Raw genomic sequence first — 21,642 nt, 5'->3', positions numbered from 1 at the left:
GGCGGGCGTCGGGCCCGCCCGGCGCCGTTCAGCGCAGCAGGTCCTTGACCACCTTGCCGGTGGCGTTCAGCGGTAGTGCGTCGAGGAATTCGACGAACCGTGGTGCCTTGAAGCCGGCCATCCGCTCGCGACTCCAGGCGATCAGATCATCGGCCGAGACGGGACGTTTCGGCACGACGAACGCCTTGCCGACCTGCCCCAGCCGCTCGTCCGGGACGCCGATGACCGCGACCTGGTCGACGTCGGGGTGCTCGAGCAGGAAACCCTCGATCTCCGCAGGGTAGGCGTTGAACCCGCCCACGATGAACATGTCCTTCTTGCGGCCGACGATGCGGAGCCGCCCGCCGTCGTCCAGGCTGCCCAGGTCGCCGGTGTGCAGCCACCCGTCCGCGTCGATCGCCTCCGCTGTGGCCGCCGGGTCGTCGAGGTAGCCCTGCATGACGTTGTAGCCACGAATCAGCACCTCGCCGTCGTCGGCGATGTGGACTTCGATTCCGTCACAGGGTGTTCCGACGGTCGTCGCGATCTGTTCGAACGTGTCGCCGGGGCGGGACGCGGTGGCGGTGCCGCCCTCGCTGAGCCCGTAGCCGGTCATGATCGTCTGGAACGGCAGCTCCTCGCGGACCCGCCGGATCAGTTCGACCGGGATGTCCGCGGAACCGGTGACCGCCGCGCGCAGGGACGACAGGTCACGACTGCGATCCGCGGCGAGCAGCGACTGGTACAGCGTCGGAGGTCCGGGAAGCATCGTGATGCGTTCGCGCTCCACCAGATCCAGCACCTCGTCGACGTCGAGAACCGGCACCGGGTAGACGGTGGCGCCGCGAATCATCGAGGCGATCAGCCCGGCCTTGTAGCCGAACATGTGGAAGAACGGGTTGACCACCAGGTACCGGTCACCCTGACGCAGGTCGGCCAGGTCGCACCACTCGGCGAACATCCGCAGGGTCTGACGGTGGTTCATCATCACGCCCTTGGGGCGGCCGGTGGTGCCGGAGGTGTACATGATGTCGGCGATGTCATCGCCGTCGATCTCGCACTCGAAGTGCTCACCGGCGGAGAGGAAGTCGGACTTCAGGTCGATCACCGGGACATCGGCGTCGACGGTGTGGTCGAGTCCGAGGAAGCCCTTCTGGGTGAGGACCAGTTTCGCGCCGCTGCGCCGCACGATGTCGGTGGCCTCCTCCGTGCGGTACCGGGTGTTCACCGGTACCAGGACACCGCCGGCGGTGAGCAGGCCGAAGGCGGCGACGATCCACTCGGCGGAATTGGGTGCCCACAGGGCGACCCGGTCGCCCTTGCGAATGCCTGCGTCGGCGAATGATCCTGCGGCGCGGCGGATCCGGTCGGTCAGTTCGCTGAAGGTGATCCGCGTCTGCCCGTCGACGATCGCTTCGGCAGAACCGAAGCGATCGCCGACGCTCAGGACCATCTCGGGGATGGTCTTCCAGGTCATAGGGACATCAACCTCGCGAGGTTGCCGCCCATGATCTTTGCCTGGTCCTCCGCGGGGAGGTGGTCGAGCATGTCCGCGAAGTGGGTCGGCTGGGCGAGCCCCTCGGGGTGCGGGTAGTCGGATCCGAACAGCACACGGTCGACGCCGACCAGTTCGATCAGGTCGGCGACGCCCTCCTCGTAGAACGGGCTGACGTGGATGCTGCGCTTGATCGCCTCGACGGGGTCCTGCATGCCGAAGCCCTCGGGGGCCTTCTTGAAGGTGTCGGCGAGCGAGTCGAGCAGCGGCGGCAGCCAGCTGGCGCCGGACTCGATGACGGCGATCTTGAGGTCCGGGAAGCGGAACAGGGCGCCGTGGCAGACCCAGGAGGCCACGGTGTCCTGCACCGGACGCCACTCGTTGATCATGCTGAAGGTGTTGGTCTGGAAGGGCAGCATCTCGGTGTCGCTGCCGTCCCATTCGGCGGTGTAGCGGGCGTAACCGCTGTCCGAGGAGTGCATCGCGACCAGGATGTCGAGTTCGACGACGCGCTTCCAGAACGGGTCGAACTCGGGCAACGCGAAGGACCGCGGGCCCTTGAACCCGGGAACCGGGGCGGGGCGGATGAGAACGGCGCGGGCGCCGCGCTCGGCGACCCACTCGAGCTCCTCGATCGCCTTGTCGAGGATCGGCAGACTGATCACCGGGGTGGTGAAGATCCGGTCCTTGTAGTTGAAAGACCAGGTGTCGTACAGCCATTCGTTGAGAGCGTGGGTGACCGCGTGGATCAGTTCGGGATCGTGACGCATGCGCTCCTCGACCACGCTGGCGAGTGTTGGGAACATCAGGGTGCGGTCGACCTTGAGTTCGTCCATGAGTTCCAGGCGGGCCGCGGGGTCGCGGAAGGCCGGGATGGCCTTCATCGAGTCGCCGAAGATCTCCCGCCGGCTCTTGCCCTCGGGATTGCCGTTCTTGAAGTACTCCTCCATCGCGCCGGGCCGGGCCACCACCTCGAACGTCGGGTTCGGGATGTACTCGCTGATCTGCCCGTTGATGGCGATCTTCGTCCGGCCGTCGACCTGCACGTACCTGATGGCGTTCTTGTACTTCTCCGGGAGGTATTTCGTCAGGGCCTCCTCGGTCTCGTAGAGGTGGTTGTCGGCGTCGAACAACGGGTAGGGCAGCTTGCTCGCAGGCATGTGATCCTCCTTCTCGATTTATGAGAATACTATTCTCTCTACTTGAGTGTCGCAATATCGTTCCGGACGACGAACTTCTGGATCTTGCCGCTTGCGGTGCGGGGGAAGTCGTCTACCTGGTGCAACTCCTCGGGCCACTTCTGCTTGGCCAGTCCGGCCCGGTCGAAGTGCGTGCGCAGGCCGTCCATCGAGGGGGCTTCGCTTCCGGGGCGCATTCGGACGACGGCCGCCGCGCGTTCTCCGAGTCGGGCGTCCGGAACGGCCACCACCACCGCCTCGGCGACGCCGGGCACGGTGAGCAACACCTCCTCGACCTCGAGCGCGCTGATGTTCTCGCCGCCGCGAATGATGATGTCGGACTTGCGATCCGTGATCGTCAGGTAACCGTCCTCGTCCAGCACTCCGATGTCGCCGGTGTGATACCAGCCGTCCTCGTCGAAGACCTTCGCGGTCAGCTCCGGATCGGTGTACCCCATGCACAGTTCCGGTCCGCGACTGAGGATCTCGCCGTCCTCGGCGAGACGGATCTCCACCCCGGACAGCGCGTCGCCGTCGGTGAACAGCCGCTTGTCGGTCGGGGCGGTGTGCCGGGACCCGGTGATCGACGGGTGCTCGGTGCTGCCGTAGGAGCGGAACACCGTGATACCGAGATCCTCCAGTCGGGTGGTCACGGCCGCGGGCACCGACGACCCGCCGAGGCCGGCGTACCGCATGAACGGCAGGTGCTCGGGGGTGAAGTCCGGGTGGTCGAGCAGGCTGGTGACGAAGTAGGTGGCGCCGCCGCCGACGGTCAGTCCGTCGCTACGCATCAGGGCCAGCGCCTGTGCCGGGTCCCAGACGTCGGTGAGATTGACGGCGGTGCCGTCGAGCACCGGGATCAGGAAGGCGTTCACCATGCCGATGAAGTGCCCGACCGGAGCCGCGGTGAGTTGATGGCCGCGGTCCGGCGGGTATAGGTCGGAGAGCTGACGGGTCTCGTGGCCGAGTGTCTGGTGGCTGTGCACCACACCCTTGGGAGTGCTGGTCGTCCCGGAGGTGAACGCGATCAGCGCCGGCTCCGCCGCATCGACCGGGAGCAGCCCGAGCATCGGCTCGGTGGCGAGCAGGTCGTCGAAGTTGTCACCTCGGGCGGAGCCTCGGGAAATGTTGGAGCCGACCACGCCGACGATCGGCACTGTCGCGCAGAGGTCTTCGTGCACCTCGGTGCGGCCGAAATTCTCGGTGGTGACGAAGACCTTCGGCTTCGTGTCTCCCAGGATGAACTCGAGTTCGCGTCGGCCGTAGAAGTGCACGATGGGTACCACCGCCGCGCCGAGGAAGGACGACGCCCAGAACACCGCCGCCGCCTCCATCCAGTTCGGCAGCTGGAAGGCGACGATGTCGCCGGGGCCGACGCCGCGCTCGCGCAGGCCGGCGGCGAGGCGGCGGGCGACGAGCTCGACGTCGCGGAACGTGCCGGTGTACGGGCGGACCGCGGAGTGGACGCGGAACTCGGTGTCGGGCGCCGCGTCCAGGCCGCGGGTGAGCAGATCGCCGATCGTGTCCTTGGTCCACCACCCCTCCGACTCGTAACGGGTGACCAGTTCGCTGGGGATGTTCCGCATGTGGCGAGCTCCAATGCCTATGTCGGCGCCGCACCCGGGCATCGTGCCGGCGGGGTCGGTCCGGCCGATGTTCCGTCAACTGCGGATAGATTATTCTCGTAGCAAGAGAATGCCAATATCAGTTGGGAGAATGAAAGATGGTCGACCTCGAATTCGACGAGGGGCTGGCGGTCATCACCATCGACCGTCCGCACGCCCGCAACGCCATCGCGCCGGAAACCATGGACCAGTTGGACAAGGCGCTCGACGAGGCGGCGGGCGCGCAGGCCCTGGTCGTCACCGGCGGGGGCGACCGGGCCTTCGTGTCGGGTGGTGACCTCAAGGAGCTGAGCAGGCTGCGGACCGAGGAGCAGGCCGCGGACATGGCGTGGCGGATGCGGTCGATCTGCGACCGGATCGCGAACTTCCCGGCCCCGGTGGTCGCGGCGCTGAACGGCCACGCCCTCGGCGGTGGTGCCGAGGTCGCCGTCGCCGCCGACATCCGGGTCGCCGCGGACGACATCAAGATCGGCTTCAACCAGGTGAGCCTGGCCATCATGCCCGCCTGGGGTGGCGCCGAGAGGCTCGCCGCCCTGGTCGGTCGCGGTCGCGCGCTGATGCTGGCCGGGTCCGGGGCCGTCCTCGGTGCCGACGAAGCTCAGAGCGTCGGTCTGGTGGACCGGGTGCTCCCGCGCGAGTCGTTCGCCGACGGTTGGCGCACGCTGGCGAGGTCGCTGGCCAACCCGTCGTCCGGCGCGATCAAGCAGGTGGTCGGTGGCGCCTCCGAGTCCGAGGCGGTCGCGGCGTTCGCCCGGTTGTGGGTGGCGGACGCGCACTGGGAGGCCGCGGATCGAGTCCTCGCCAAGGGCAAGTGATCCGTCGAGGCGGGTGATCTCGGTGGCGCCCTCCGTTCGGGAGGGCGCCACCGAGCAGGGTCACCGAGCAGGGTCACCGTGCGGGGGCGTGATGCCGCCGGGCATGCGTGGTGGCGATGGTCGCCCCCGCGTCCGCCGCCGGCCCGGTGGCTCCGCCCGCCGCCGCGGCGATGATCGCCTGCACCGTGCGGCGGCACCGTCCGCAGTCCGAGCCCGCGCCGCATGCGGCCGCGACCTCCTTCGAGGTGCGTGCGCCGCGGGAGACGGCCTCGTCGACCGTGTGGTGCGTGATGGCGTGGCACAGGCAGATGTACACGGCTACCTCCCCTGGGGAACGGGTCAGTCGAGGAACAGGTCCAGCTGCGGCTGGTCGCCGCCGCCGTAGCGGGACAGGTCGGCGACCCCGGACTCGGTGAGCACGTCGGCGTCGATGTAGCAGTTGCCGGTCGTCGTGCGCGCGGGCCGGGAGACGATCTCGACCGCGGCGTCCGCCATGATCTCCGGGGACCGCGACGAGGAGAGCAGGTTCTCGCCGTCGACCATGTTCGCGACGGCGGAGGTGGCGATGTAGGTCTGCGGCCACAGGCAGTTCGCGGCGATGCCGGCGTCGGCGAACTCGTCGGCAAAACCCAACGACAGCAAGGTCATTCCGTACTTGGACAGCGTGTAGGCGGGGTGCGCGCCGAGCCATCGCGGGTTCATGTTCACCGGCGGGGCGATGGTGAGCACGTGCGGGTTGGACGATGCGCGCAGGTGCGGCAGGCACGCCTGGGTGAGAAGGAACGTGCCCTTGCAGTTGATGTCCTGCATCAGGTCGTACTTCTTGCCCGAGAGCTGCTCGGTCGGTTCCAGGGCGATCGCGCTGGCGTTGTTGACGCAGATGTCGATGCCGCCGAACCGTTCCACGGCGGTTGCCGCGGTGCGCGCCACGTCCTCCTCGTTGCGGACGTCGCCGACCACCGCGACCGCCTTGCCGCCCGCGGCCTCGATCTCGGCGACCGCGGTGTGGACGGTGCCCTGCAGCCGCGGGTGCGGCTCCGCCGTCTTGGCCAGCAGCACCACGTTCGCGCCCTGCCTGCCCGCGGCCACCGCGATGGCCAGGCCGATTCCGCGGCTGGCCCCGGAAATGACCATGGTGCGGTCGGTGAGGGTGTTCTCTCGGCTGGACATCGTTCTCCCGTCAAGGTCTGATCAGTCTATTCTCGGTGATGATATTGGCATTCTCATTTTCTGCAAGTATCGTTGTCGCCGTGACTGACAACGTTGAGACCTCGTCGGGCATCCCGCTGGAGGCGGTCTACGGGCCGACCGACACCGGTGTCGACCCGCCTGCCCCGGGCCAGTTCCCCTTCACTCGCGGCAACTTCTCGTCCGGCTACCGCGGCCGCCTGTGGACCTTCCGGCAGTACTCCGGCTTCGGCACCGCCGAGGAGTCCAATCGCCGCTACCGCTACCTCCTCGAACAGGGCGGTACCGGGCTGTCGGTGGCGCTGGACCTGCCGACGCAGTGCGGCTACGACTCCGACGACCCCGAGGTCAGCGAGGAGGTCGGCCGGGTCGGGGTCGCCGTCGACACGCTCGCCGACGCCGAGGTGCTGTTCGACGGGATCCCGCTGGACAAGATCAGCACCAGCTTCACGATCAACGGGACCGCCGCGATCCTGCTCGCCTTCTACGTCGCCGCCGCCGAACGCAAGGGCGTGCCGCGCGAGAAGCTGACGGGCACCATTCAGAACGACATCCTCAAGGAATACGCCTCTCGCGGCACCTGGATCTGGCCGCCGGAGCCCTCGCTGCGCCTGATCGCGGACACCATCGAGTTCTGTGCGGCCGAGGTGCCCCGGTTCAACGCGATCTCCGTGGCCGGAGCACACTTCCGTGACGCCGGGGCCAACGCGGTGCAGGAGATGTCCTTCACCCTCGCGGACGGCGTCACCTACTGCGACACCGTGGTCGAGCGCGGCCGGATGACGATCGACGAGTTCGCGCCCCAGATCTCCTTCTTCTTCTACACGCACGGCGACTTCTTCGAGGAGATCGCCAAATATCGTGCGGGACGGCGGCGTTGGGCGACCATCGTGCGCGAGCGGTACGGCGCGACCACCGAGAAGGCGTCGATGTTCCGGTTCGGCTGTGTCGCGGGCGGCGCCTCGCTGTATGCGCCGCAGGCCCAGAACAACCTGGTCCGTGTCGCCTACGAGTCGATGGCCTCCGTGCTCGGCGGCGTGCAGTCGATGTTCACCGCCGCCTGGGACGAGCCGTTCGCGCTGCCCAGCGAGGAGTCGGCAACCCTGGCGCTGCGCACCCAGCAGATCCTCGCGTACGAGACCGGCGTGACGCGTGTCGCCGACCCGCTCGGCGGCTCCTACTTCGTCGAAGCGCTCACCGACGCCACCGAGGCCAGGATCATCGAGATCATGGCCGACCTCGAACAGCACGGCGGCATGGTCCGTGCGATCGAGGACGGCTACCTGCAGGGCCTGATCGCCGACGAGGCGTACAAGCTGCACCAGGAGATCGAGGCCGGCGAGCGCCCGGTCGTCGGTGTCAACAAGTTCACCTCGAACGAGCCCGCACCCGAGATCGGAACGTACGAGCTCGACGCCGAGGGCCGCGAACTGCAGCTCAAGCGGCTCGCGAAAGTCAAGGCCGAACGCGACCCCGAGGCGGTCCGCTCCAGCCTCGCCGCCCTGTCCCGCGCCGCGGAAGGAACCGACAATCTGATGCATTCCCTGATCGACTGCGCCAACGCGTATTGCACCGTCGGCGAGATGGTGTCCGCGCTCAAGGCCGTGTGGGGCGAGTTCGTGCAGCCGGTGGTGTTCTGATGACCGCGCGCATTCTCGTCGCCAAGCCCGGACTCGACGGTCACGACCGCGGCGCCAAGATCGTCGCTCGCGCGTTGCGCGACGCCGGATTCGAGGTGATCTACACCGGCATCCGCCAGCGGGTCGAGGACATCGTCTCGATCGCGCTGCAGGAGGACGTCGCGGTCGTCGGCCTGAGCATCCTCTCGGGTGCGCACGTGGCACTGACCACCCGGGTCGTCGACGCGTTGCGGGCGGCCGACGCCGGAGACATCGACGTGATCGTCGGCGGCACTATCCCGCAGGCCGACGTCCCGCGTCTGCTCGAGGCGGGTGCGGCCGCGGTGTTCCCGACCAGCACGCCGCTGGACGTGCTGGTGACCGAGGTGCGCAAGCTCACCGGGTCCCCGTCCCCGTCCTGACCGAATGTGGGATTCGGTCGGTTCACGTGACCGAATCCCACATTCGGTCAGGGTGGTTTCGCGCAGTGCAAGACAATTCATCTCGTCAAACCTGGAGGTAACGTGCGGATCGGTGTGATGGTCGGGCCGGAGCGGGGGGACTCCGCGCGCAAGGTCGCCCGGATGATGGCCGACGTGGAGTGGGCGGAATCCGCGGGGTTGGACACGGTGTGGGTGCCGCAGGTGCCCAACGATTTCGACGCGTTGACGGCCGTCGCGCTGATGGGTGCACGGACCTCGACGATCGAGATCGGAACCGCGGTGGTGCCGTTGCAGGCGCAGCACCCGATCGCGCTGGCGCGTCAGGCGCTGTCCGTGCACGCCGCCATCGGTGGCCGGCTGTCCCTCGGCGTCGGGCCCTCGCACCATTGGATCGTGCAGGACATGCTCGGCCTGCCCTACGAGAAGCCGGCGGGGTACACCCGCGACTACCTCGAGGTCCTGAACGCCGCGCTGGCGGGATCGGGCAGCGTCGACGTCGAGAACGGCACCTTCGCCGTGCACAATCCGCTCGACCTGCCGCCGGTGGCCCCGATGCCGGTGTTCGTCGCGGCCCTTGGGCCGGTCATGCTCAAGATCGCCGGTGAGCGCGCCGACGGCACCGTGCTGTGGATGGCGGACGACCGCGCGATCGCCGACCACATCGCGCCCAAGATCACCAAGGCCGCCGCCGACGTCGGCCGCCCGGCGCCGCGCATCGTCGCCGGGCTGCCGGTGTGCCTGTGCCGGCCGTCCGAGGTCGACACCGCCCGTGAACGCGCGAACCGTATCCTCGCGGAGGCCGAGGTCTCGCCGAACTACCAGCGTCTGCTCGACCACGGGGATGTCCGGGACGTCGGCGACCTGTGCATCGCGGGGGACGAGGAGGCCATCATGGCCGGCTTCCGTCGGTACGCGGAGGCGGGCGCCACCGACATCTCGATGCGGTTGCTGCCGATCGGTGACACCCGGGACGAGCTCGTCGCATCCAAGTACCGGACCCGGGAAGTGGTGGCGGAGTTGGTCAAGGACCTCCGATGACGACGGCGGGCCCGCTGTCGGGTATCAGGATCCTCGAGGTGGGGCACATCCTGGCCGGGCCGTACGCGACCATGATGCTCGCCGACCTCGGCGCCGAGGTCACCAAGATCGAGCCGCCGACCGGCGATCTCTCCCGGCAGGTGAGCGACGCCTACTTCGCCAGCCTCAATCGGGGCAAGCGAAGCATCTGCCTCGACCTCGGCACCGACGAGGGACAACGCCGGCTCGGCGAACTCGCCGCGCAGTCGCACGGCCTGATCGTCAACCTCAAGCCGTCGGCGATCCGCAAGTACGGGCTCGACTACGGGTCCCTGCGCCGGTGGAACGAGAAGATCGTCTGTGTCGCCCTCACCGGATACGGACTCGACGCCGGCGACGACCCGGCATTCGACTACGTCATCCAGGCGCAGACCGGCGTCGCCGCACTGACCGGTGACCCGGACGGCCCGCCGACGCTGCCCGGCTACTCGGCGGCCGACAACTCCACCGGTCTCACCACCGCACTCGGCCTGCTCGCACAGATCGTGTCCGGTCGCGGCGGGCAGGTGGACGTGTCGCTGCGCGACGTCATGCTGTCCCAACTGAACTACCGCGCTTCGGCATACCTGAACGAGGGAACGACACCGAAGCGAATGGCCAACGGTGCGCATTCCTACTATGTTCCGGCGCAGCTGTTTCCGACCGCCGAGGGTCACCTGGCCCTGTTCGTCACCCACGACGGGTTCTGGCGGTCGTTCTCTGCGGAGGCCGGGATCGACGGATTCCCCACCATGGCCGAACGCGCGCAGCGGAGGGACGAGGTGCTGGCCGTGGTGACCGCCGCCCTGGCCGCCGACACCGCGCTCGGCTGGGAGAAACGCCTGCGGCCGCTGGGGGTTCCGGCGGCGGCGGTGCGGACGCTGCCGGAGGCGCTGGCGGAGACGCCGGAGGTCGTGGTGAGCGCCGGGGACTTCAGACTGATCGGAAGCCCCATCCGGGTCGAGGGTTTCGAGCCGGAGTACGGACCGCCACCGCGCCTCGGCGAGCACGGTGAGGTGCCGACCCGGGCCTGAGCCTCCCAGCGCATGAACACGAAGTGCGGGGCCCGCCGGACGATCGTCGTCCGGCAGGCCCCGCATCGTGTTGTGGCTCAGCTGCTCTCGTGTCCGTTGGTCGCAGTGCTACCCGATCTCGCGAAGGGCCGCTCGGGGACACTGGTTGACGGAGTCCCGGACGGCCCGCTCGAGGTGAGCGGGAACCGGTCCGGGCGCCACCGAGAGTTCTTCGTCGTTGTTCAGGTCGAAGATGTCGGGGGCCAACCCGACGCAGATCGCGTTGGCCTCGCACCGCTCGAAGTCGGCGACGACGCGCATCAGAGGTACCAGCCGCCGTTGACGCCGATGACCTGGCCGGTGATGAATCCGGCGGCGTCCGTGCACAGGAACGCGGTGGCAGCGGCGACGTCGTCCGGGGTGCCGATCCGCCGGACCGGCGTCATCGACGCCAGTGCGTCGAGGTTGATCATCGCGTCGTGCTTCGCCCCTTCGCGCGCCATCGGGGTGTCGATGATCGACGGCGGGATGGTGTTGGCGGTGATGCCGAGCGGTGCCAGCTCGAACGACAGCGCCTTGGTCAGCGCGATGACGCCACCCTTGGATGCGACGTAGTGCGCGCGGTCGGGGGCGCCGGACTGGGCGCTCGAGGACGAGATCGTGACGATCCGGCCCCAACCGCTCTCCTTCATGTCCGGAAGCGCCGACTGCACACTGTGGAACGTGCCGGTCAGGTTGACGGCGAGGACCCGCTCCCAGTCGTCGGCGGCGATGTCGCCGAACGGCGCGGTGGTCTCGATGCCGGCGCTGGTGACCATGATGCGCACGGGTCCGAGCTCGCCGCGCACCTGATCCATCGCCTTGTCGACGGCGCCGCGGTCGGTGACGTCCACCTCGCAGGCCAGTGCGGTGATCCCGTCGCCGCGGAGGCCCTCGGCGGCCTGCTGCAGGGTCTCGCCGGGTAGATCGAACAGGGCGACCGGGTGTCCGGCCTCCCCGAGGTGACGGGCGACGGCCAGGCCGATACCCGAAGCGCCGCCGGTGATCACGGCAACGCGGCCGGCCGCCGCGGTGTTGTCGGTGCTCATGAGGTCCTCTCGTGGGGCGGATCAGGAAACGGGCGTGAACTCGAGGTGGAGTTCGGTCAGGCCACGCAGAATGTAGGTCGGTTCGTAGGTGTAGCGGCGGGAGCCGGCGGGGCCGTGGTGCTCCTCGGAGATCCGGATGTCCTCGGTGCGGTCGAGGAAGCGCTCGATCGTGATGCGGGCTTCGGTGCGGCTCAGCGGACCACCGGGGCAGGAGTGGATGCCCCGGCCGAAGGCGAGGTGCTCGCGGGCGTTGTGCCGGTCGGCATCGAACTCGTGCGGATCCTCGAAGCGGCGCGGATCCCGGTTCACGGCACCGGGATTGATCATCACGGTGGTGCCGGCCGGGATCTCGACCCCGGCGACGGTGGTGGTGCGGCGGGCCAGCCGGAAGTCGCTCTTGACGGTGCCCTCCATCCGCAGCATCTCCTCGACGAAATTCGGGATGCGGGACCGGTCCTCCCTCAACTGCTTCTGCAACTGCTGGTCGTCGCCGATCTTCTGCAGCGAGGCGGTGATCAGCCGGGCGGTGGTGTCCTGGCCGGCGCCGAACAGGAAGGTCGCCAGGCGGACCAGTTCGATCACCTCAGGCATCGAGCCGTCGGGGTAGGTGGACTCGGCGAGGCTGGTGAGGACGTCGCCCTGGGGGGAGTTACGGCGGTCCTCGAGATAGGCGCTGAACTTGCCGTCGAGGAACTCCAGCGGGTTGTGCGCGAGCGCGTTTTCCTCGCTCATCGCGCCGGGCTTCTGCGCGCCGAGGTGGATGCGGAACGCTTCGCGGTCCTCGACCGGCACACCGAGCAGGTCCGCGATCGTCAGCAGCGCGAATGGCTGTGCGTACTCCTTCATCAGTTCGCACCGGCCGTTGGCGAGAAACTCGTCCATCTGCCGGTCGGCCAGGCCCCACAGGAATTCTTCGTTCTCCTGGATCCTCCTCGGCGTCAACAGCTTTCCTAGTAGCGACCGGGTGCGCTGGTGCTGCGGCGGGTCGAAGGTGACCAGGTGCTCGGACATCGGGAACTCGCTGCGATGCGCCTCGATCTGGGCGCTGATGTCGTCGCCCTCCGGCTCGAACGGCAGCGGGGGGAACGGCCCGATCGGCGCGATGATGTTGGAGAAGGTGTCCGCGTCGCGGAAGATCTCGGCGGCCTCCTCGTATCCGGTCACCGCGATCACGTTGTACACCGGCAGTCGCGTCACCGGACATTTGGATCTCAGATGGTCGTAGTAGGGGTGTGGATCCGGTACCAGGGACGGATCCGTGAAGTAGTCGATCGTTTCGAAGTCGGTCACCGCAGCCTCCTGTGAAGTGTCTACGAACCCCCAATGCTGAGCACTCGATCAGCATTTGTTGGGCACATGCTTAGCACCAGCGCCGGTATGTGGTCAAGGACACATTCGCGGCGCCGAGGCGCGGTGACGGTCCGCGCGGCCCGCCCTTTGCCTCGGCGTTCCCCAACTTCGTGGATTTCCTTGCCGCGGGTGGGGCGCCTTGCTACCTTCCTGCGGTAACCCGGTTACTGCCGGTGGCTGAAGGCTCGCGCTTCCTCGGAGAAACGGAGACATGATGGCTGCTCGATCGATCGTCACCTCGCGACGAGGTCTCGACCGTGTTCATTCGGTGGCTCAGTCGACGGCGCACGCCCGTCAGCACAGCCTCAGGAAGCGACTGGTGGTGTTCGGGCCGAGTGTGCGCGATGTGGTGCGACTGGCCGGTGGGTGGATGTTCGATCGGGTGACCTCGGGTTGGGATGTCACGGCCGTCGTCGCCGACCATCCGGATCTTCGTCCGTTTCAGATTCTCGGTGTTCGAACACTGGATCTGGATGCGGCGCTCGCGACGCCGGCAGGTCCGCATCCGCACGAGCTGGCCGTGTCGGTGGACTTGTTCGTCAGCGACGAGCGGGTGCGAAGTGGTCTGCTGGGACTCCTCGAGAAGCAAGGTGACATGAGCATCAGCATGTGGGGTGAGGCGTGGTCGGGGGATCTGGATGAGTGGTTCCGGCCGGGGGAGCATCGGCTCAGCGGTGCCGCTCGGGCGTTCAAGGGTCGGGCCCTCGCCGCGGCGTCGGAGTCGGTCGCAGCGGCGGGGGTGACGGAGTCGATCTGGACAGATCTGCGTCGTGGTCCGGGCGATGTGGGTCTGGCGTCCGCCAGCTGAGGGCGTCGGCGCCAGATCGATACGGCCGGAACGGAAGCGGATTCCAGCGGTCTCGTCGACCAGTGATCGGTGCACGGCTTTGCGCCCGGTTTGTCCGTTGTTCGGGTGAAAACAATGTTCTACAATATCAGAAACGTCATTCTCGCGATTGGTGAGGCAGCGCGGTACGCCGTTGTGGAAGGCGGACCGCAGCCGTTCGAGTCGCGATGCTGATCCTTCCGAGATGCCCAGGATTTCCCATGACCTTCGTTATCACGCAGCGTTGCTGCAACGACGCCAGTTGCGTTCCCGAGTGCCCGGTCGACTGCATCCGTCCCCGGCCGGACGACCCCGATTTCGGCACCACCGAGATGCTCTACATCGACGCGGACACCTGCATCGACTGCGGCGCGTGCACGGAGGCCTGTCCGGTGGACGCGATCTACTCCGATTTCGACCTGCCGGCGTCGCTGGAACGGTTCACCGACATCAACCGCGCGTACTTCGAGAGGCACCCGCTCGACAACTCCCTCCTCGTCCCGCCCTCGGCGCCGCGCCGCCTGCCCGCGGAGCTCGGCACGCTCCGTGTCGCGATCGTCGGTTCCGGTCCGGCGGGCTGCTATGCGGCCGAGCAGTTGCTCCGGTACGGCAACGTCGAGGTCGAGATCTTCGACCGCCTGCCCACGCCGTGGGGTCTGATCCGCAACGGCGTCGCGCCGGATCACCACGAGACGAAGGGGGTCACCGACCGGTTCTCGGCGGCGTTCCGGTCCGATGCGGTGCGGATGCACCTCGGCGTCGAGATCGGCGCCGATGTCACCCTCGACGAGCTGCGCGCACACCACCATGCGGTCGTCTACGCGGTCGGCGCTCCCGGCGATCGGCGTCTCGGCGTTGCCGGCGAGGACCTCGACGGCAGCCATTCGGCAACCGAGTTCGTGGCCTGGTACAACGGCCATCCCGACCACGCGGACCGGCAGTTCGACCTGACCGCGGAACGGGCGGTGATCATCGGCAACGGCAACGTCGCGCTCGACGTCGCCCGGATCCTGGTGATGGACCCGGACGAGCTCGCGCGCACCGACATCGCCGACCATGCACTGAAGGCCCTGCGCGACAGCAACATCCGCGAGGTTGTCGTGGTCGGTCGGCGGGGACCGGCGCAGGCGGCGTACTCGACCTCGGAGTTCCTCGCGCTCGGGCACCTGCCCGGTGTCGACGTCGTCGTCGACGAGACGGAACTGGAGTTGGACGCGGCGAGTGCGGCGATCGTCGATGATCCGGAGGCGGAACCCTCGGTGCGGCTGAAGATGGACCTCGCCCGCGAGTACGCAGCGTCGGGCGGCTCGGGGGCAGGGAAGCGGATCGTGTTCCGATACCTGGCCTCGCCCACCGAACTGCACGGTGACGGCAGGGTCGAGTCGATCACGCTGGTGCGCAACACCCTTGACGAGGATCTGAACGCGGTGCCGACCGGGGAGATCGAGACGATCCCAACCGCGCTGGTGCTCCGGTCGGTCGGCTACCGCGGGCGTCCGGTCGACGGACTGCCCTTCGACGAGGCGCGCGCCGTCCTCCCGAACGACCGCGGCCGGGTCGAGGGGGCGGACGGGATCTACGCCACCGGATGGATCAAGAGGGGTCCGCGCGGCGTCATCGGCACCAACCGGACGGACTCCGAAGAGACGGTCGCCGCGTTGCTGGAGGATTTCCAGGCAGGCAGGCTCACTGCGCCCGAGGGTGACCGGGACGCGCTTGCCGCGCTCGTGACCGGACGGGTGCCGGGCGTGATCGACAAGGCGCGCTGGCAGGCCGTCGACGCGGCCGAGCGGGCGGCGGGCAAGGCCGCGGGGCGCCCTCGTGTCAAGGGTGTCCAGCCGGACGCATGAGACGCAGGCGGGGACACGAAGTCGGGGGCCACCGGACGGTGGCCCCCGACTCGTTCGTTCCGGCTCAGTCCTCGTAGACCACCGTGACCGCCGCGCAGTCCGGGACGGCCTGACAGGTCAGGACGTAACCGTCGGCGATCTCCCCGTCGCTGAGCACGTCGTTGACCCGCATGGTCGCGGTGCCCTCGGTGAGGGTGGCGATGCAGGTGCCGCAGTTGCCGGCCTCGCAGGAGAACGGCGGCGTCAGGCCGCCGCGGCGGGCGCTCTCCAGGATGGTCTCGCCGTCCTGACGCTGGACCGCGACCTTCTGGCGTCCCAGGGTGACGGACACGGTGCCCTGGGCCGATGTCGCGTCGGCGTCGGCGTCGGCGGCGGGCGCGGGGGCCGCGGTCACCGGTTCCGCCGGGGTGCCGAACTTCTCGCTGAACACCCGCCCGGGACCGGGGAGGGCGGACTCGACCAGTGCCATGAAGGGCTCGGGGCCGCACAGGTAGCTGTCCGCGGCCACGTCGTCGCCGACGAACTCCCGCACGGCACCCGCGTCGAGGAATCCGCCGCGATTGTCGAGATGGCGGGTCACCGACAGCCGGTCGGGGTACCGCTCGACGAGTTCGGCGAGAACCGACTCGAAGATGACCGACGCCTCGTCGCGGTCCGCGCACAGCAGCCGGACCCGGCGGTTCGTGGTGGCCAGGGTGCTCTTCGCCAGGGCCAGGATCGGGGTGATGCCGCTGCCGCCGGCGAAACCGAGCAACGGCGCCTCGCTCGGCTGCAACAGGAAGGTGCCTGCCGGGGTGGTCAGTTCCACCTCGTCGCCCTCGACGAGGTTGTCGTGCAGCCAGTTCGACACCCGGCCGCCGGGCACCCGCTTGACGGTGGTCATCAGTTCGTCATCGGTTTCCGGGGCGCTCGACATCGAGTAGGAGCGGTACAGGTCCTGGCCGTCCACGCGCACCTTGAACGTGCAGAACTGCCCGGCCTGGTAGGAGAACGGGCCGTCGTGCGGGGCGAGGACGTACGTACGTGCGTCCGCGCACTCCTTGACGATCCGCGTCACGGTCGCGCGCTGGAACAAAGGGGGTCTCGCCATGGACCGTAGCCTCCTGGTATTAAGGTTCTAGCAATCAGAGAATACTATTCTCTCTGACGAGATAGGATCTTCTCAATGTCGAATTCGAACAACGCGGGCGACGCCTCGGTGGCGGTTCGGCCGGACGATGCGGAAACGGGACCGACGGTGCTCGCGTTCGAGGACCGGGAGTACACGCTCGCCGACCTCGACGCGCTGGCCGACGGACTGGCCGCGACGATGACCCGCGGCGGTGTACGCGCAGGCGACCGGGTCGCACTGATGTCCTCGAATCGGCCGGAGTTCGTGGTGGCCGTGAGGGCGATCTGGCGGCTCGGCGCCGCGGTGGTGCTGATCAGCCCGGCCTGGAAACGCAACGAGGTCGAGCACGCCCTGGCCGTCTCGCAACCCACCTACGCGGTGGGGGACAACCCCGTCCTCGGCGAGCTCGCCCCCATGCTGCACCTCGACGAACCGATCGTCCCCGAGCACGGATCGTTCCCGCAGCCCGACCCGAACGCGGACGCCGTCCTGGTCTTCAGTTCCGGTACCACCGGGATGCCGAAGGCGGTCCGGCACACCTTCGGCTCGTTCGCCGCCGCGGTCGGGCACTGGCGGGAGGCGCTCGACCTGTCGTCGAAGGACCGGATGCAGATCGTCACGCCGCCCTCGCACATCCTCGGCCTGCTGAACATCGCGACCGCGCTGGACTGCGGGGCGTGGCTCCGGCTGCACCGGCGATTCGACCTCGACCGGATGCTGCATCACATCGAGACCGACCGGATCACGGTGGAGATGGCCGTCGCGCCCATCGCGCTGGCGATCGCCTCGCATCCGGACCTCGAGTCGTACGACCTGTCGTCGCTGCGCTACATCATGTGGGGCGCAACACCGGTCACGCCGAGCGTCGCCGAGCAGGTCACGCAGCGGACCGGGGTCGGCTGGATGCCGGCCTACGGCGCCAGCGAACTGCCGGTCATCGCGTGCAATCCCGTCGAGCGCGCCAGACTCGACAGCGTCGGCCGCCCCGTGCCGGGTGTCGAGGTCCGGGTGGCGTCCCTCGAATCCGGGCAGCCCGTCGGCCCCGGCGAGATCGGCGAGATCCAGACCCGGTCCGAGTCGCTGATGGTCGGGTACCTGCCGGACGAGGCGACCGCCGACGCGTTCGTCGACGGCTGGTACCGGACCGGCGACGTCGGCTATCTCGACGCCGACGGCTGGCTGCGGATCACCGACCGGCTCAAGGAAATGATCAAGGTCAAGGGTTTTCAGGTTGCCCCGGCCGAGATCGAGGCCGTCCTGCACGGTCATCCCGCCGTCGTGGACTGTGCAGTGTTCGGCGTACCTGATCCGGTCAGCGGGGAGGCCATCGTTGCCGCGGTCGAGACGGCCGGGGCCATCGACGAGGCCGAGCTGATCGCGTACGCCGGCGAACGGCTGGCCACCTACAAGCGGCTGAGCCGCATCGCGATAGTGCCCGAAATCCCGCGCCTGCCTTCGGGCAAGGTGCTGCGCCGAGAACTCAAGGAGCGCCATGGACGTACGTCTGACGAGTGAACAACGGCAGCTGCGTGACGCGGCCGCCAAACTGGCCGACGACCTCGGACCGGGATCGGTCCTGGATCTGGACGACGCGGCGAGGATCGCCCGGCTGGAGAAGACGGTCGACACCACCGGCTGGCGGTCCCTCCGCTCCGACGGAGCCTCCGGCGTGGAGGTTGCGATCGTGGCCGAAGAGTTCGGCCGTGGCCTGATCGACGTGCCGTTCCTCGGTCCCGTCCTCGCCGACGACCTCTACCGGCACGTTGCCGACGGTCAGCAGTCGCGGGCGATCGGGGTGAACGGCGAGGCCTTCGACGCTCGCGGTCTCGACAGCGTGGTCACGTTGCGGGACAACGTCGTCACCTCCGCCGGGGTCGGCGCGGTGGCCCCCGCCGCCGACCTGACCCGACAGTTCGCCGAACTCGCCGTGCCGTCCGAGCGCCTCGGGGAGGTGTCCGAGGACGACGGACAGCGGTGGTACGCGCTCGCCCTCGTGGCCACCTGTGCCGACCTGGTCGGCACGTCCCGCGGTGCGCAGGCGACGGCCTGCGACTACGTGAAGGTGCGTGAGCAGTACGGCAAGACGATCGGGTCGTACCAGGCGGTGGCCCACCTGCTCGCCGAGAGCGAGGCCCTGATCGAGGGATCGGTGAGTGTGCTGCGGCACGCGGCCTGGGCCGTCGACGAATTGCCGCCGGCCGAGGCGGTGCGCGCCGCGCGGATCGCGAAGCTCTACTCCGCCCGGGCCGCTCGCACGGTGTGCGAGAGCGCCATTCAGGTGCACGGCGGCATCGGCAACACCTGGGAGTGCCTCGAACACGTCTACCTGCGGCGGGCGCTGACGTCCACCGAACTGTTCCCTGTGAGCCTGGAGGAGATCGACCTTGGACTTTCGTGACTCGCCGGACGAAGCCGCATTCCGGGAACGGTTGCGCGCCTGGCTGACCGACAACGCAAAGAAGTTCCCGACCTCCGGGGACGAGTACTGGGCGCGGCAGGGGGAGTGGCACCAGGCGCTGTACGGCGCCGGGTTCTTCGGACTGTCGTGGCCCAAGGAGTACGGCGGACAGGAGCTTCCGCCCGTCTACGACGTGATCCTCGACGAGGAACTCGCGATCGCCGGGGCGCCGCCGCGACCGAGCCTCGGCTACCTCGTCACCGGTCTCGGCCACCACGGCAGCAAGGACCTGGCCGCCCGGTTCCTGCCCGGCATGATCAACGGAACCGAACGCTGGTGCCAGGGCTTCTCCGAGCCCGGCGCCGGCTCCGATCTGGCCTCGCTGACCACGACCGCCACCCGTGACGGCGACGACTACGTCATCAACGGCCACAAGATCTGGACCAGCTACTCCGATGTCGCGGACTGGTGTCTGCTGCTGGCACGCACGGACCCGGATGCGCCTCGGCACAAGGGCATCTCCGGGTTCATCGTCCCGATGAACCAGCCCGGCATCGAGCAGCGGCCACTGAAGATGATCAGCGGTGTCACCAAGGAGTTCGGCCAGGTCCTGTTCGAAGGTGCCCGGGTGCCCGCCGATCAGATGGTCGGCGCGCCCGGTGACGGCTGGAAGCTGGCGATGACCGTCGTCGGGCACGAACGCGAGCCGTCCACCCTCGGCTACGCCGCCCGCTACGGCAAGCTGGTCCGGCAGCTCGCGGCCCGGGTCGACGGCAGGGTTCCGGAGGAACTGGCCTGGGCCGCGGTGCAATCGGAGATGCTCCGGCTGCACGTGCGCCGGCGCCTGTCCGAACAGCTCGACGGGGTCACCCACGGGTCGGAGGGTTCGCTCGACAAGCTGCTCATGACGTGGGTGGACCAGTCGGTCGGGCACGCGGCGCTGACCGTGGGCGGCACCCGGGACGAGGAGATGCTCGGCTCCTACCTCTACAGCCGCGCGCAGTCCGTCATGGGCGGGACCTCGCAGATCCAGAAGAACATCATCGCCTCACGCATCCTCGGATTGGGAGTCTGACATGTACGACATGCCCGCAGAAGTCGACGTCCGCGCCGAGGGCTCGCTCCGGATCATCACGCTGAACCGGCCCGACGCACTCAACGCCGTCAACGACGAACTGCACAGCGGCCTGGCGCGGCTGTGGCCGCAGCTGAGCGCGGACCGCGGGGCGCGTGCCGCGGTGCTGACCGGCAGCGGCAAGGCGTTCTCCGCCGGCGGCGACTTCGCGTACCTCGCCGAACTGGCGGAGGATCCGGACCTGAGGGCCAAGACCATCGCACACGGCCGCGACATCGTGCTCGGCATGGCGCGGTGCCGGATTCCGGTGATCGCGGCGGTCAACGGGCCCGCGGTCGGGCTGGGCTGCAGTCTCGTCGCGCTCAGCGACATCGTGTACATGTCGGACAAGGCCTACCTGGCCGATCCGCACGTGCAGGTCGGTCTGGTCGCCGCCGACGGCGGACCGCTCACCTGGCCGCTGCAGATCAGCCTGCTCCTCGCGAAGGAGTTCGCCCTGACCGGCGCGCGCATCCCCGCGGAGCGGGCCCGGGAACTGGGACTGGCCAATCACGTGGTCGCCGACCCGTTCGCCGAGGCGCTCGCCTGCGCCGAGAAGATCGCCACTCAACCGCAGCAGGCGGTCGAGGCGACCAAGCGGATGCTGAATCTGCACATCGAACGCGCCGTCCTGGCATCGCTCGACTACGCGAACGCCGCCGAGGACCAGTCCTTCCAGACCGAGGACTTCCGCGCCAACATCGCCCGGCTGACCACGGTCAAGAGCTGACCGACATGGCAACGTACGTGCTGGTGCACGGCGGGGGTCACGGTGGGTGGTGCTATCAGCGGGTCGCGCGAATCCTGCGGGCCGCGGGACACGAGGTGCACACTCCGACTCTGACCGGTCTCGGAGAGCGTGCACATCTTCTGGAACCCGGTGTCGATCTGGACACCCACATCCGGGACGTGGGCGCCGTCCTGCACTACGAGGACCTGCACGAGGTGATCCTGGTGGGGCACAGTTACGGGGGTATGGTCATCACCGGTGCTGCCGACAGGACCGTGGACCGGGTTGGTCACCTCGTGTACCTGGACGCGGCGACACCGGTCAACGGACAGTCACTGGTCGACGTCGCAGGGGAGATCATGGCGGCGGCCAGGTTCGACAGCCGGGTCGTCAACGGGGTGGAGTTGGTACTCCATCCATTCGCCGAGGCCGGAATGTTCTACGGAATAACCGATCCCGACACTCTGGCCTGGATGGCGGACCGCCTCACGCCGCACCCCTGGAGCTGTTTCGAGCAGCCACTCGAACTCGCGAACGAGGCAGCGGTGTGGGGTCTTCCGCAGTCGCACATCGTGTGCAGCTCCACCGTGCCGACACGTGATGCGGACCTGGTTGCCAAGGCTCGGCGGGAAGGCAGGTTCTGGGAGATCGACACGGGACACGATCTGATGATCACCGAGCCGCGTGCCGTCGCAGACGCATTGTTGGAGATCGCGCTCCGGTGACCGCTCTGGGCGCCGAGGGTAGGGGTCTCGCGAGATTCG

General features: G+C 68.5%; 21 protein-coding genes. 12 read left to right on the top strand and 9 right to left on the bottom strand.

Annotation, left to right across the window (positions count from 1 at the left end; genetic code table 11):
• Nucleotides 1-28: 28 nt before the first annotated feature.
• The 3 genes from ACWDUM_RS07915 to ACWDUM_RS07905 are packed head-to-tail and all read right to left on the bottom strand — an operon-like array spanning nucleotide 29 to nucleotide 4,238.
• Nucleotides 29-1,456 carry a FadD3 family acyl-CoA ligase gene (locus ACWDUM_RS07915; RefSeq protein WP_450111821.1) on the bottom strand — a complete coding sequence of 476 codons (1,428 nt, stop codon included), beginning with the start codon at nucleotides 1,454-1,456 and terminating at the stop codon, nucleotides 29-31.
• Nucleotides 1,453-2,634, bottom strand: coding sequence for an amidohydrolase family protein (locus ACWDUM_RS07910; RefSeq protein ID WP_450111822.1), 1,182 nt, complete (start codon nucleotides 2,632-2,634; stop codon nucleotides 1,453-1,455). Before ACWDUM_RS07910 ends, ACWDUM_RS07915 begins: the two co-directional genes overlap by 4 nt.
• A gap of 38 nt (nucleotides 2,635-2,672) precedes the next feature.
• Complete coding sequence (locus ACWDUM_RS07905; RefSeq protein ID WP_450133541.1) at nucleotides 2,673-4,238, bottom strand: AMP-binding protein; 1,566 nt, start codon at nucleotides 4,236-4,238, stop codon at nucleotides 2,673-2,675.
• Between the two features lie 137 nt (nucleotides 4,239-4,375).
• Here ACWDUM_RS07905 and ACWDUM_RS07900 point away from each other — a divergent pair, with 137 nt between their 5' ends.
• Nucleotides 4,376-5,092, top strand: coding sequence for an enoyl-CoA hydratase/isomerase family protein (locus tag ACWDUM_RS07900; RefSeq protein ID WP_450133540.1), 717 nt, complete (start codon nucleotides 4,376-4,378; stop codon nucleotides 5,090-5,092).
• 73 nt (nucleotides 5,093-5,165) lie between these two features.
• Here ACWDUM_RS07900 and ACWDUM_RS07895 read toward each other — a convergent pair whose 3' ends face one another.
• Nucleotides 5,166-5,408, bottom strand: coding sequence for a (2Fe-2S)-binding protein (locus ACWDUM_RS07895; protein ID WP_450133539.1), 243 nt, complete (start codon nucleotides 5,406-5,408; stop codon nucleotides 5,166-5,168).
• A gap of 23 nt (nucleotides 5,409-5,431) precedes the next feature.
• Nucleotides 5,432-6,262, bottom strand: a complete 831-nt coding sequence (locus ACWDUM_RS07890) for an SDR family oxidoreductase (protein WP_450111826.1) — start codon at nucleotides 6,260-6,262, stop codon at nucleotides 5,432-5,434.
• A gap of 80 nt (nucleotides 6,263-6,342) precedes the next feature.
• On the opposite strand from ACWDUM_RS07890, the gene ACWDUM_RS07885 reads away from it, so the two are divergent.
• The 4 genes from ACWDUM_RS07885 to ACWDUM_RS07870 all read left to right on the top strand — a co-directional run bounded on the left by ACWDUM_RS07885 (nucleotide 6,343) and on the right by ACWDUM_RS07870 (nucleotide 10,432).
• Nucleotides 6,343-7,920 (top strand): methylmalonyl-CoA mutase family protein, encoded by a 1,578-nt coding sequence (locus ACWDUM_RS07885; protein WP_450133538.1) that lies wholly within the window; start codon nucleotides 6,343-6,345, stop codon nucleotides 7,918-7,920.
• Nucleotides 7,920-8,321, top strand: a complete 402-nt coding sequence (locus ACWDUM_RS07880; protein ID WP_450111827.1) for a cobalamin B12-binding domain-containing protein — start codon at nucleotides 7,920-7,922, stop codon at nucleotides 8,319-8,321. The genes ACWDUM_RS07885 and ACWDUM_RS07880 overlap by 1 nt, the downstream gene beginning before the upstream one ends.
• Nucleotides 8,322-8,423: 102 nt before the next feature.
• Nucleotides 8,424-9,380: an LLM class F420-dependent oxidoreductase gene (locus ACWDUM_RS07875; RefSeq protein ID WP_450133537.1), complete on the top strand. Its 957-nt coding sequence runs from the start codon at nucleotides 8,424-8,426 to the stop codon at nucleotides 9,378-9,380.
• The gene (locus tag ACWDUM_RS07870) at nucleotides 9,377-10,432 is read left to right on the top strand and encodes a CaiB/BaiF CoA transferase family protein (protein ID WP_450133536.1); all 1,056 of its coding nucleotides are present in this window, start codon (nucleotides 9,377-9,379) and stop codon (nucleotides 10,430-10,432) included. The genes ACWDUM_RS07875 and ACWDUM_RS07870 overlap by 4 nt, the downstream gene beginning before the upstream one ends.
• A gap of 108 nt (nucleotides 10,433-10,540) precedes the next feature.
• On the opposite strand, the gene ACWDUM_RS07865 is transcribed toward ACWDUM_RS07870, so the two are convergent.
• The 3 genes from ACWDUM_RS07865 to ACWDUM_RS07855 are packed head-to-tail and all read right to left on the bottom strand — an operon-like array spanning nucleotide 10,541 to nucleotide 12,789.
• Entirely contained in the window at nucleotides 10,541-10,732 is a 192-nt protein-coding gene (locus ACWDUM_RS07865; protein WP_450133535.1) for a ferredoxin, read from the bottom strand.
• Nucleotides 10,732-11,499: an SDR family NAD(P)-dependent oxidoreductase gene (locus ACWDUM_RS07860; RefSeq protein ID WP_450111831.1), complete on the bottom strand. Its 768-nt coding sequence runs from the start codon at nucleotides 11,497-11,499 to the stop codon at nucleotides 10,732-10,734. Before ACWDUM_RS07860 ends, ACWDUM_RS07865 begins: the two co-directional genes overlap by 1 nt.
• 21 nt (nucleotides 11,500-11,520) lie before the next feature.
• Nucleotides 11,521-12,789, bottom strand: coding sequence for a cytochrome P450 (locus tag ACWDUM_RS07855; protein ID WP_450133534.1), 1,269 nt, complete (start codon nucleotides 12,787-12,789; stop codon nucleotides 11,521-11,523).
• 328 nt (nucleotides 12,790-13,117) lie between these two features.
• Here ACWDUM_RS07855 and ACWDUM_RS07850 point away from each other — a divergent pair, with 328 nt between their 5' ends.
• Together ACWDUM_RS07850 and ACWDUM_RS07845 are read left to right on the top strand one after the other, a co-directional pair.
• A complete protein-coding gene (locus ACWDUM_RS07850; RefSeq protein WP_450133533.1) occupies nucleotides 13,118-13,657 on the top strand; it encodes a hypothetical protein in 540 nt (179 codons plus the stop codon).
• Nucleotides 13,658-13,896: 239 nt separating this feature from the next.
• The gene (locus tag ACWDUM_RS07845) at nucleotides 13,897-15,525 is read left to right on the top strand and encodes an FAD-dependent oxidoreductase (RefSeq protein WP_450133532.1); all 1,629 of its coding nucleotides are present in this window, start codon (nucleotides 13,897-13,899) and stop codon (nucleotides 15,523-15,525) included.
• 64 nt (nucleotides 15,526-15,589) lie between these two features.
• Here the strand turns inward: ACWDUM_RS07845 and ACWDUM_RS07840 are convergent, their stop codons facing one another.
• A complete protein-coding gene (locus tag ACWDUM_RS07840; protein WP_450133531.1) occupies nucleotides 15,590-16,615 on the bottom strand; it encodes a 2Fe-2S iron-sulfur cluster-binding protein in 1,026 nt (341 codons plus the stop codon).
• A 75-nt stretch (nucleotides 16,616-16,690) separates the two neighbouring features.
• Between ACWDUM_RS07840 and ACWDUM_RS07835 the strand changes: the two genes are divergently transcribed.
• From ACWDUM_RS07835 to ACWDUM_RS07815, 5 genes are read left to right on the top strand one after another with little or no spacing between them, the layout of a single operon-like run.
• A complete protein-coding gene (locus ACWDUM_RS07835; protein WP_450133530.1) occupies nucleotides 16,691-18,151 on the top strand; it encodes a class I adenylate-forming enzyme family protein in 1,461 nt (486 codons plus the stop codon).
• Nucleotides 18,129-19,034, top strand: coding sequence for an acyl-CoA dehydrogenase family protein (locus ACWDUM_RS07830; protein WP_450111837.1), 906 nt, complete (start codon nucleotides 18,129-18,131; stop codon nucleotides 19,032-19,034). Before ACWDUM_RS07835 ends, ACWDUM_RS07830 begins: the two co-directional genes overlap by 23 nt.
• Nucleotides 19,021-20,109: an acyl-CoA dehydrogenase family protein gene (locus ACWDUM_RS07825; protein WP_450133529.1), complete on the top strand. Its 1,089-nt coding sequence runs from the start codon at nucleotides 19,021-19,023 to the stop codon at nucleotides 20,107-20,109. Before ACWDUM_RS07830 ends, ACWDUM_RS07825 begins: the two co-directional genes overlap by 14 nt.
• 1 nt (nucleotide 20,110) lies before the next feature.
• Entirely contained in the window at nucleotides 20,111-20,878 is a 768-nt protein-coding gene (locus tag ACWDUM_RS07820) for an enoyl-CoA hydratase/isomerase family protein (protein ID WP_450133528.1), read from the top strand.
• A gap of 5 nt (nucleotides 20,879-20,883) precedes the next feature.
• The gene (locus ACWDUM_RS07815) at nucleotides 20,884-21,603 is read left to right on the top strand and encodes an alpha/beta fold hydrolase (RefSeq protein WP_450133527.1); all 720 of its coding nucleotides are present in this window, start codon (nucleotides 20,884-20,886) and stop codon (nucleotides 21,601-21,603) included.
• The last annotated feature ends 39 nt before the right edge of the window (nucleotides 21,604-21,642 follow it).

It is taken from the genome of Rhodococcus sp. NPDC003322, from assembly GCF_053589555.1.
The sequence above is the reverse complement of the archived record's forward strand: the minus strand, read 5'-3'. Positions and strand labels throughout refer to the sequence as shown.

Coding starts and splice junctions, on each gene's coding strand:
- ACWDUM_RS07915 (WP_450111821.1), bottom strand. CDS start 1,456: ATGACCTGGAAGACCATCCCCGAGATGGTCCTGAGCGTCGGCGATCGC.
- ACWDUM_RS07910 (WP_450111822.1), bottom strand. CDS start 2,634: ATGCCTGCGAGCAAGCTGCCCTACCCGTTGTTCGACGCCGACAACCAC.
- ACWDUM_RS07905 (WP_450133541.1), bottom strand. CDS start 4,238: ATGCGGAACATCCCCAGCGAACTGGTCACCCGTTACGAGTCGGAGGGG.
- ACWDUM_RS07900 (WP_450133540.1), top strand. CDS start 4,376: ATGGTCGACCTCGAATTCGACGAGGGGCTGGCGGTCATCACCATCGAC.
- ACWDUM_RS07890 (WP_450111826.1), bottom strand. CDS start 6,262: ATGTCCAGCCGAGAGAACACCCTCACCGACCGCACCATGGTCATTTCC.
- ACWDUM_RS07880 (WP_450111827.1), top strand. CDS start 7,920: ATGACCGCGCGCATTCTCGTCGCCAAGCCCGGACTCGACGGTCACGAC.
- ACWDUM_RS07870 (WP_450133536.1), top strand. CDS start 9,377: ATGACGACGGCGGGCCCGCTGTCGGGTATCAGGATCCTCGAGGTGGGG.
- ACWDUM_RS07865 (WP_450133535.1), bottom strand. CDS start 10,732: ATGCGCGTCGTCGCCGACTTCGAGCGGTGCGAGGCCAACGCGATCTGC.
- ACWDUM_RS07860 (WP_450111831.1), bottom strand. CDS start 11,499: ATGAGCACCGACAACACCGCGGCGGCCGGCCGCGTTGCCGTGATCACC.
- ACWDUM_RS07845 (WP_450133532.1), top strand. CDS start 13,897: ATGACCTTCGTTATCACGCAGCGTTGCTGCAACGACGCCAGTTGCGTT.
- ACWDUM_RS07840 (WP_450133531.1), bottom strand. CDS start 16,615: ATGGCGAGACCCCCTTTGTTCCAGCGCGCGACCGTGACGCGGATCGTC.
- ACWDUM_RS07835 (WP_450133530.1), top strand. CDS start 16,691: ATGTCGAATTCGAACAACGCGGGCGACGCCTCGGTGGCGGTTCGGCCG.
- ACWDUM_RS07830 (WP_450111837.1), top strand. CDS start 18,129: ATGGACGTACGTCTGACGAGTGAACAACGGCAGCTGCGTGACGCGGCC.
- ACWDUM_RS07820 (WP_450133528.1), top strand. CDS start 20,111: ATGTACGACATGCCCGCAGAAGTCGACGTCCGCGCCGAGGGCTCGCTC.
- ACWDUM_RS07815 (WP_450133527.1), top strand. CDS start 20,884: ATGGCAACGTACGTGCTGGTGCACGGCGGGGGTCACGGTGGGTGGTGC.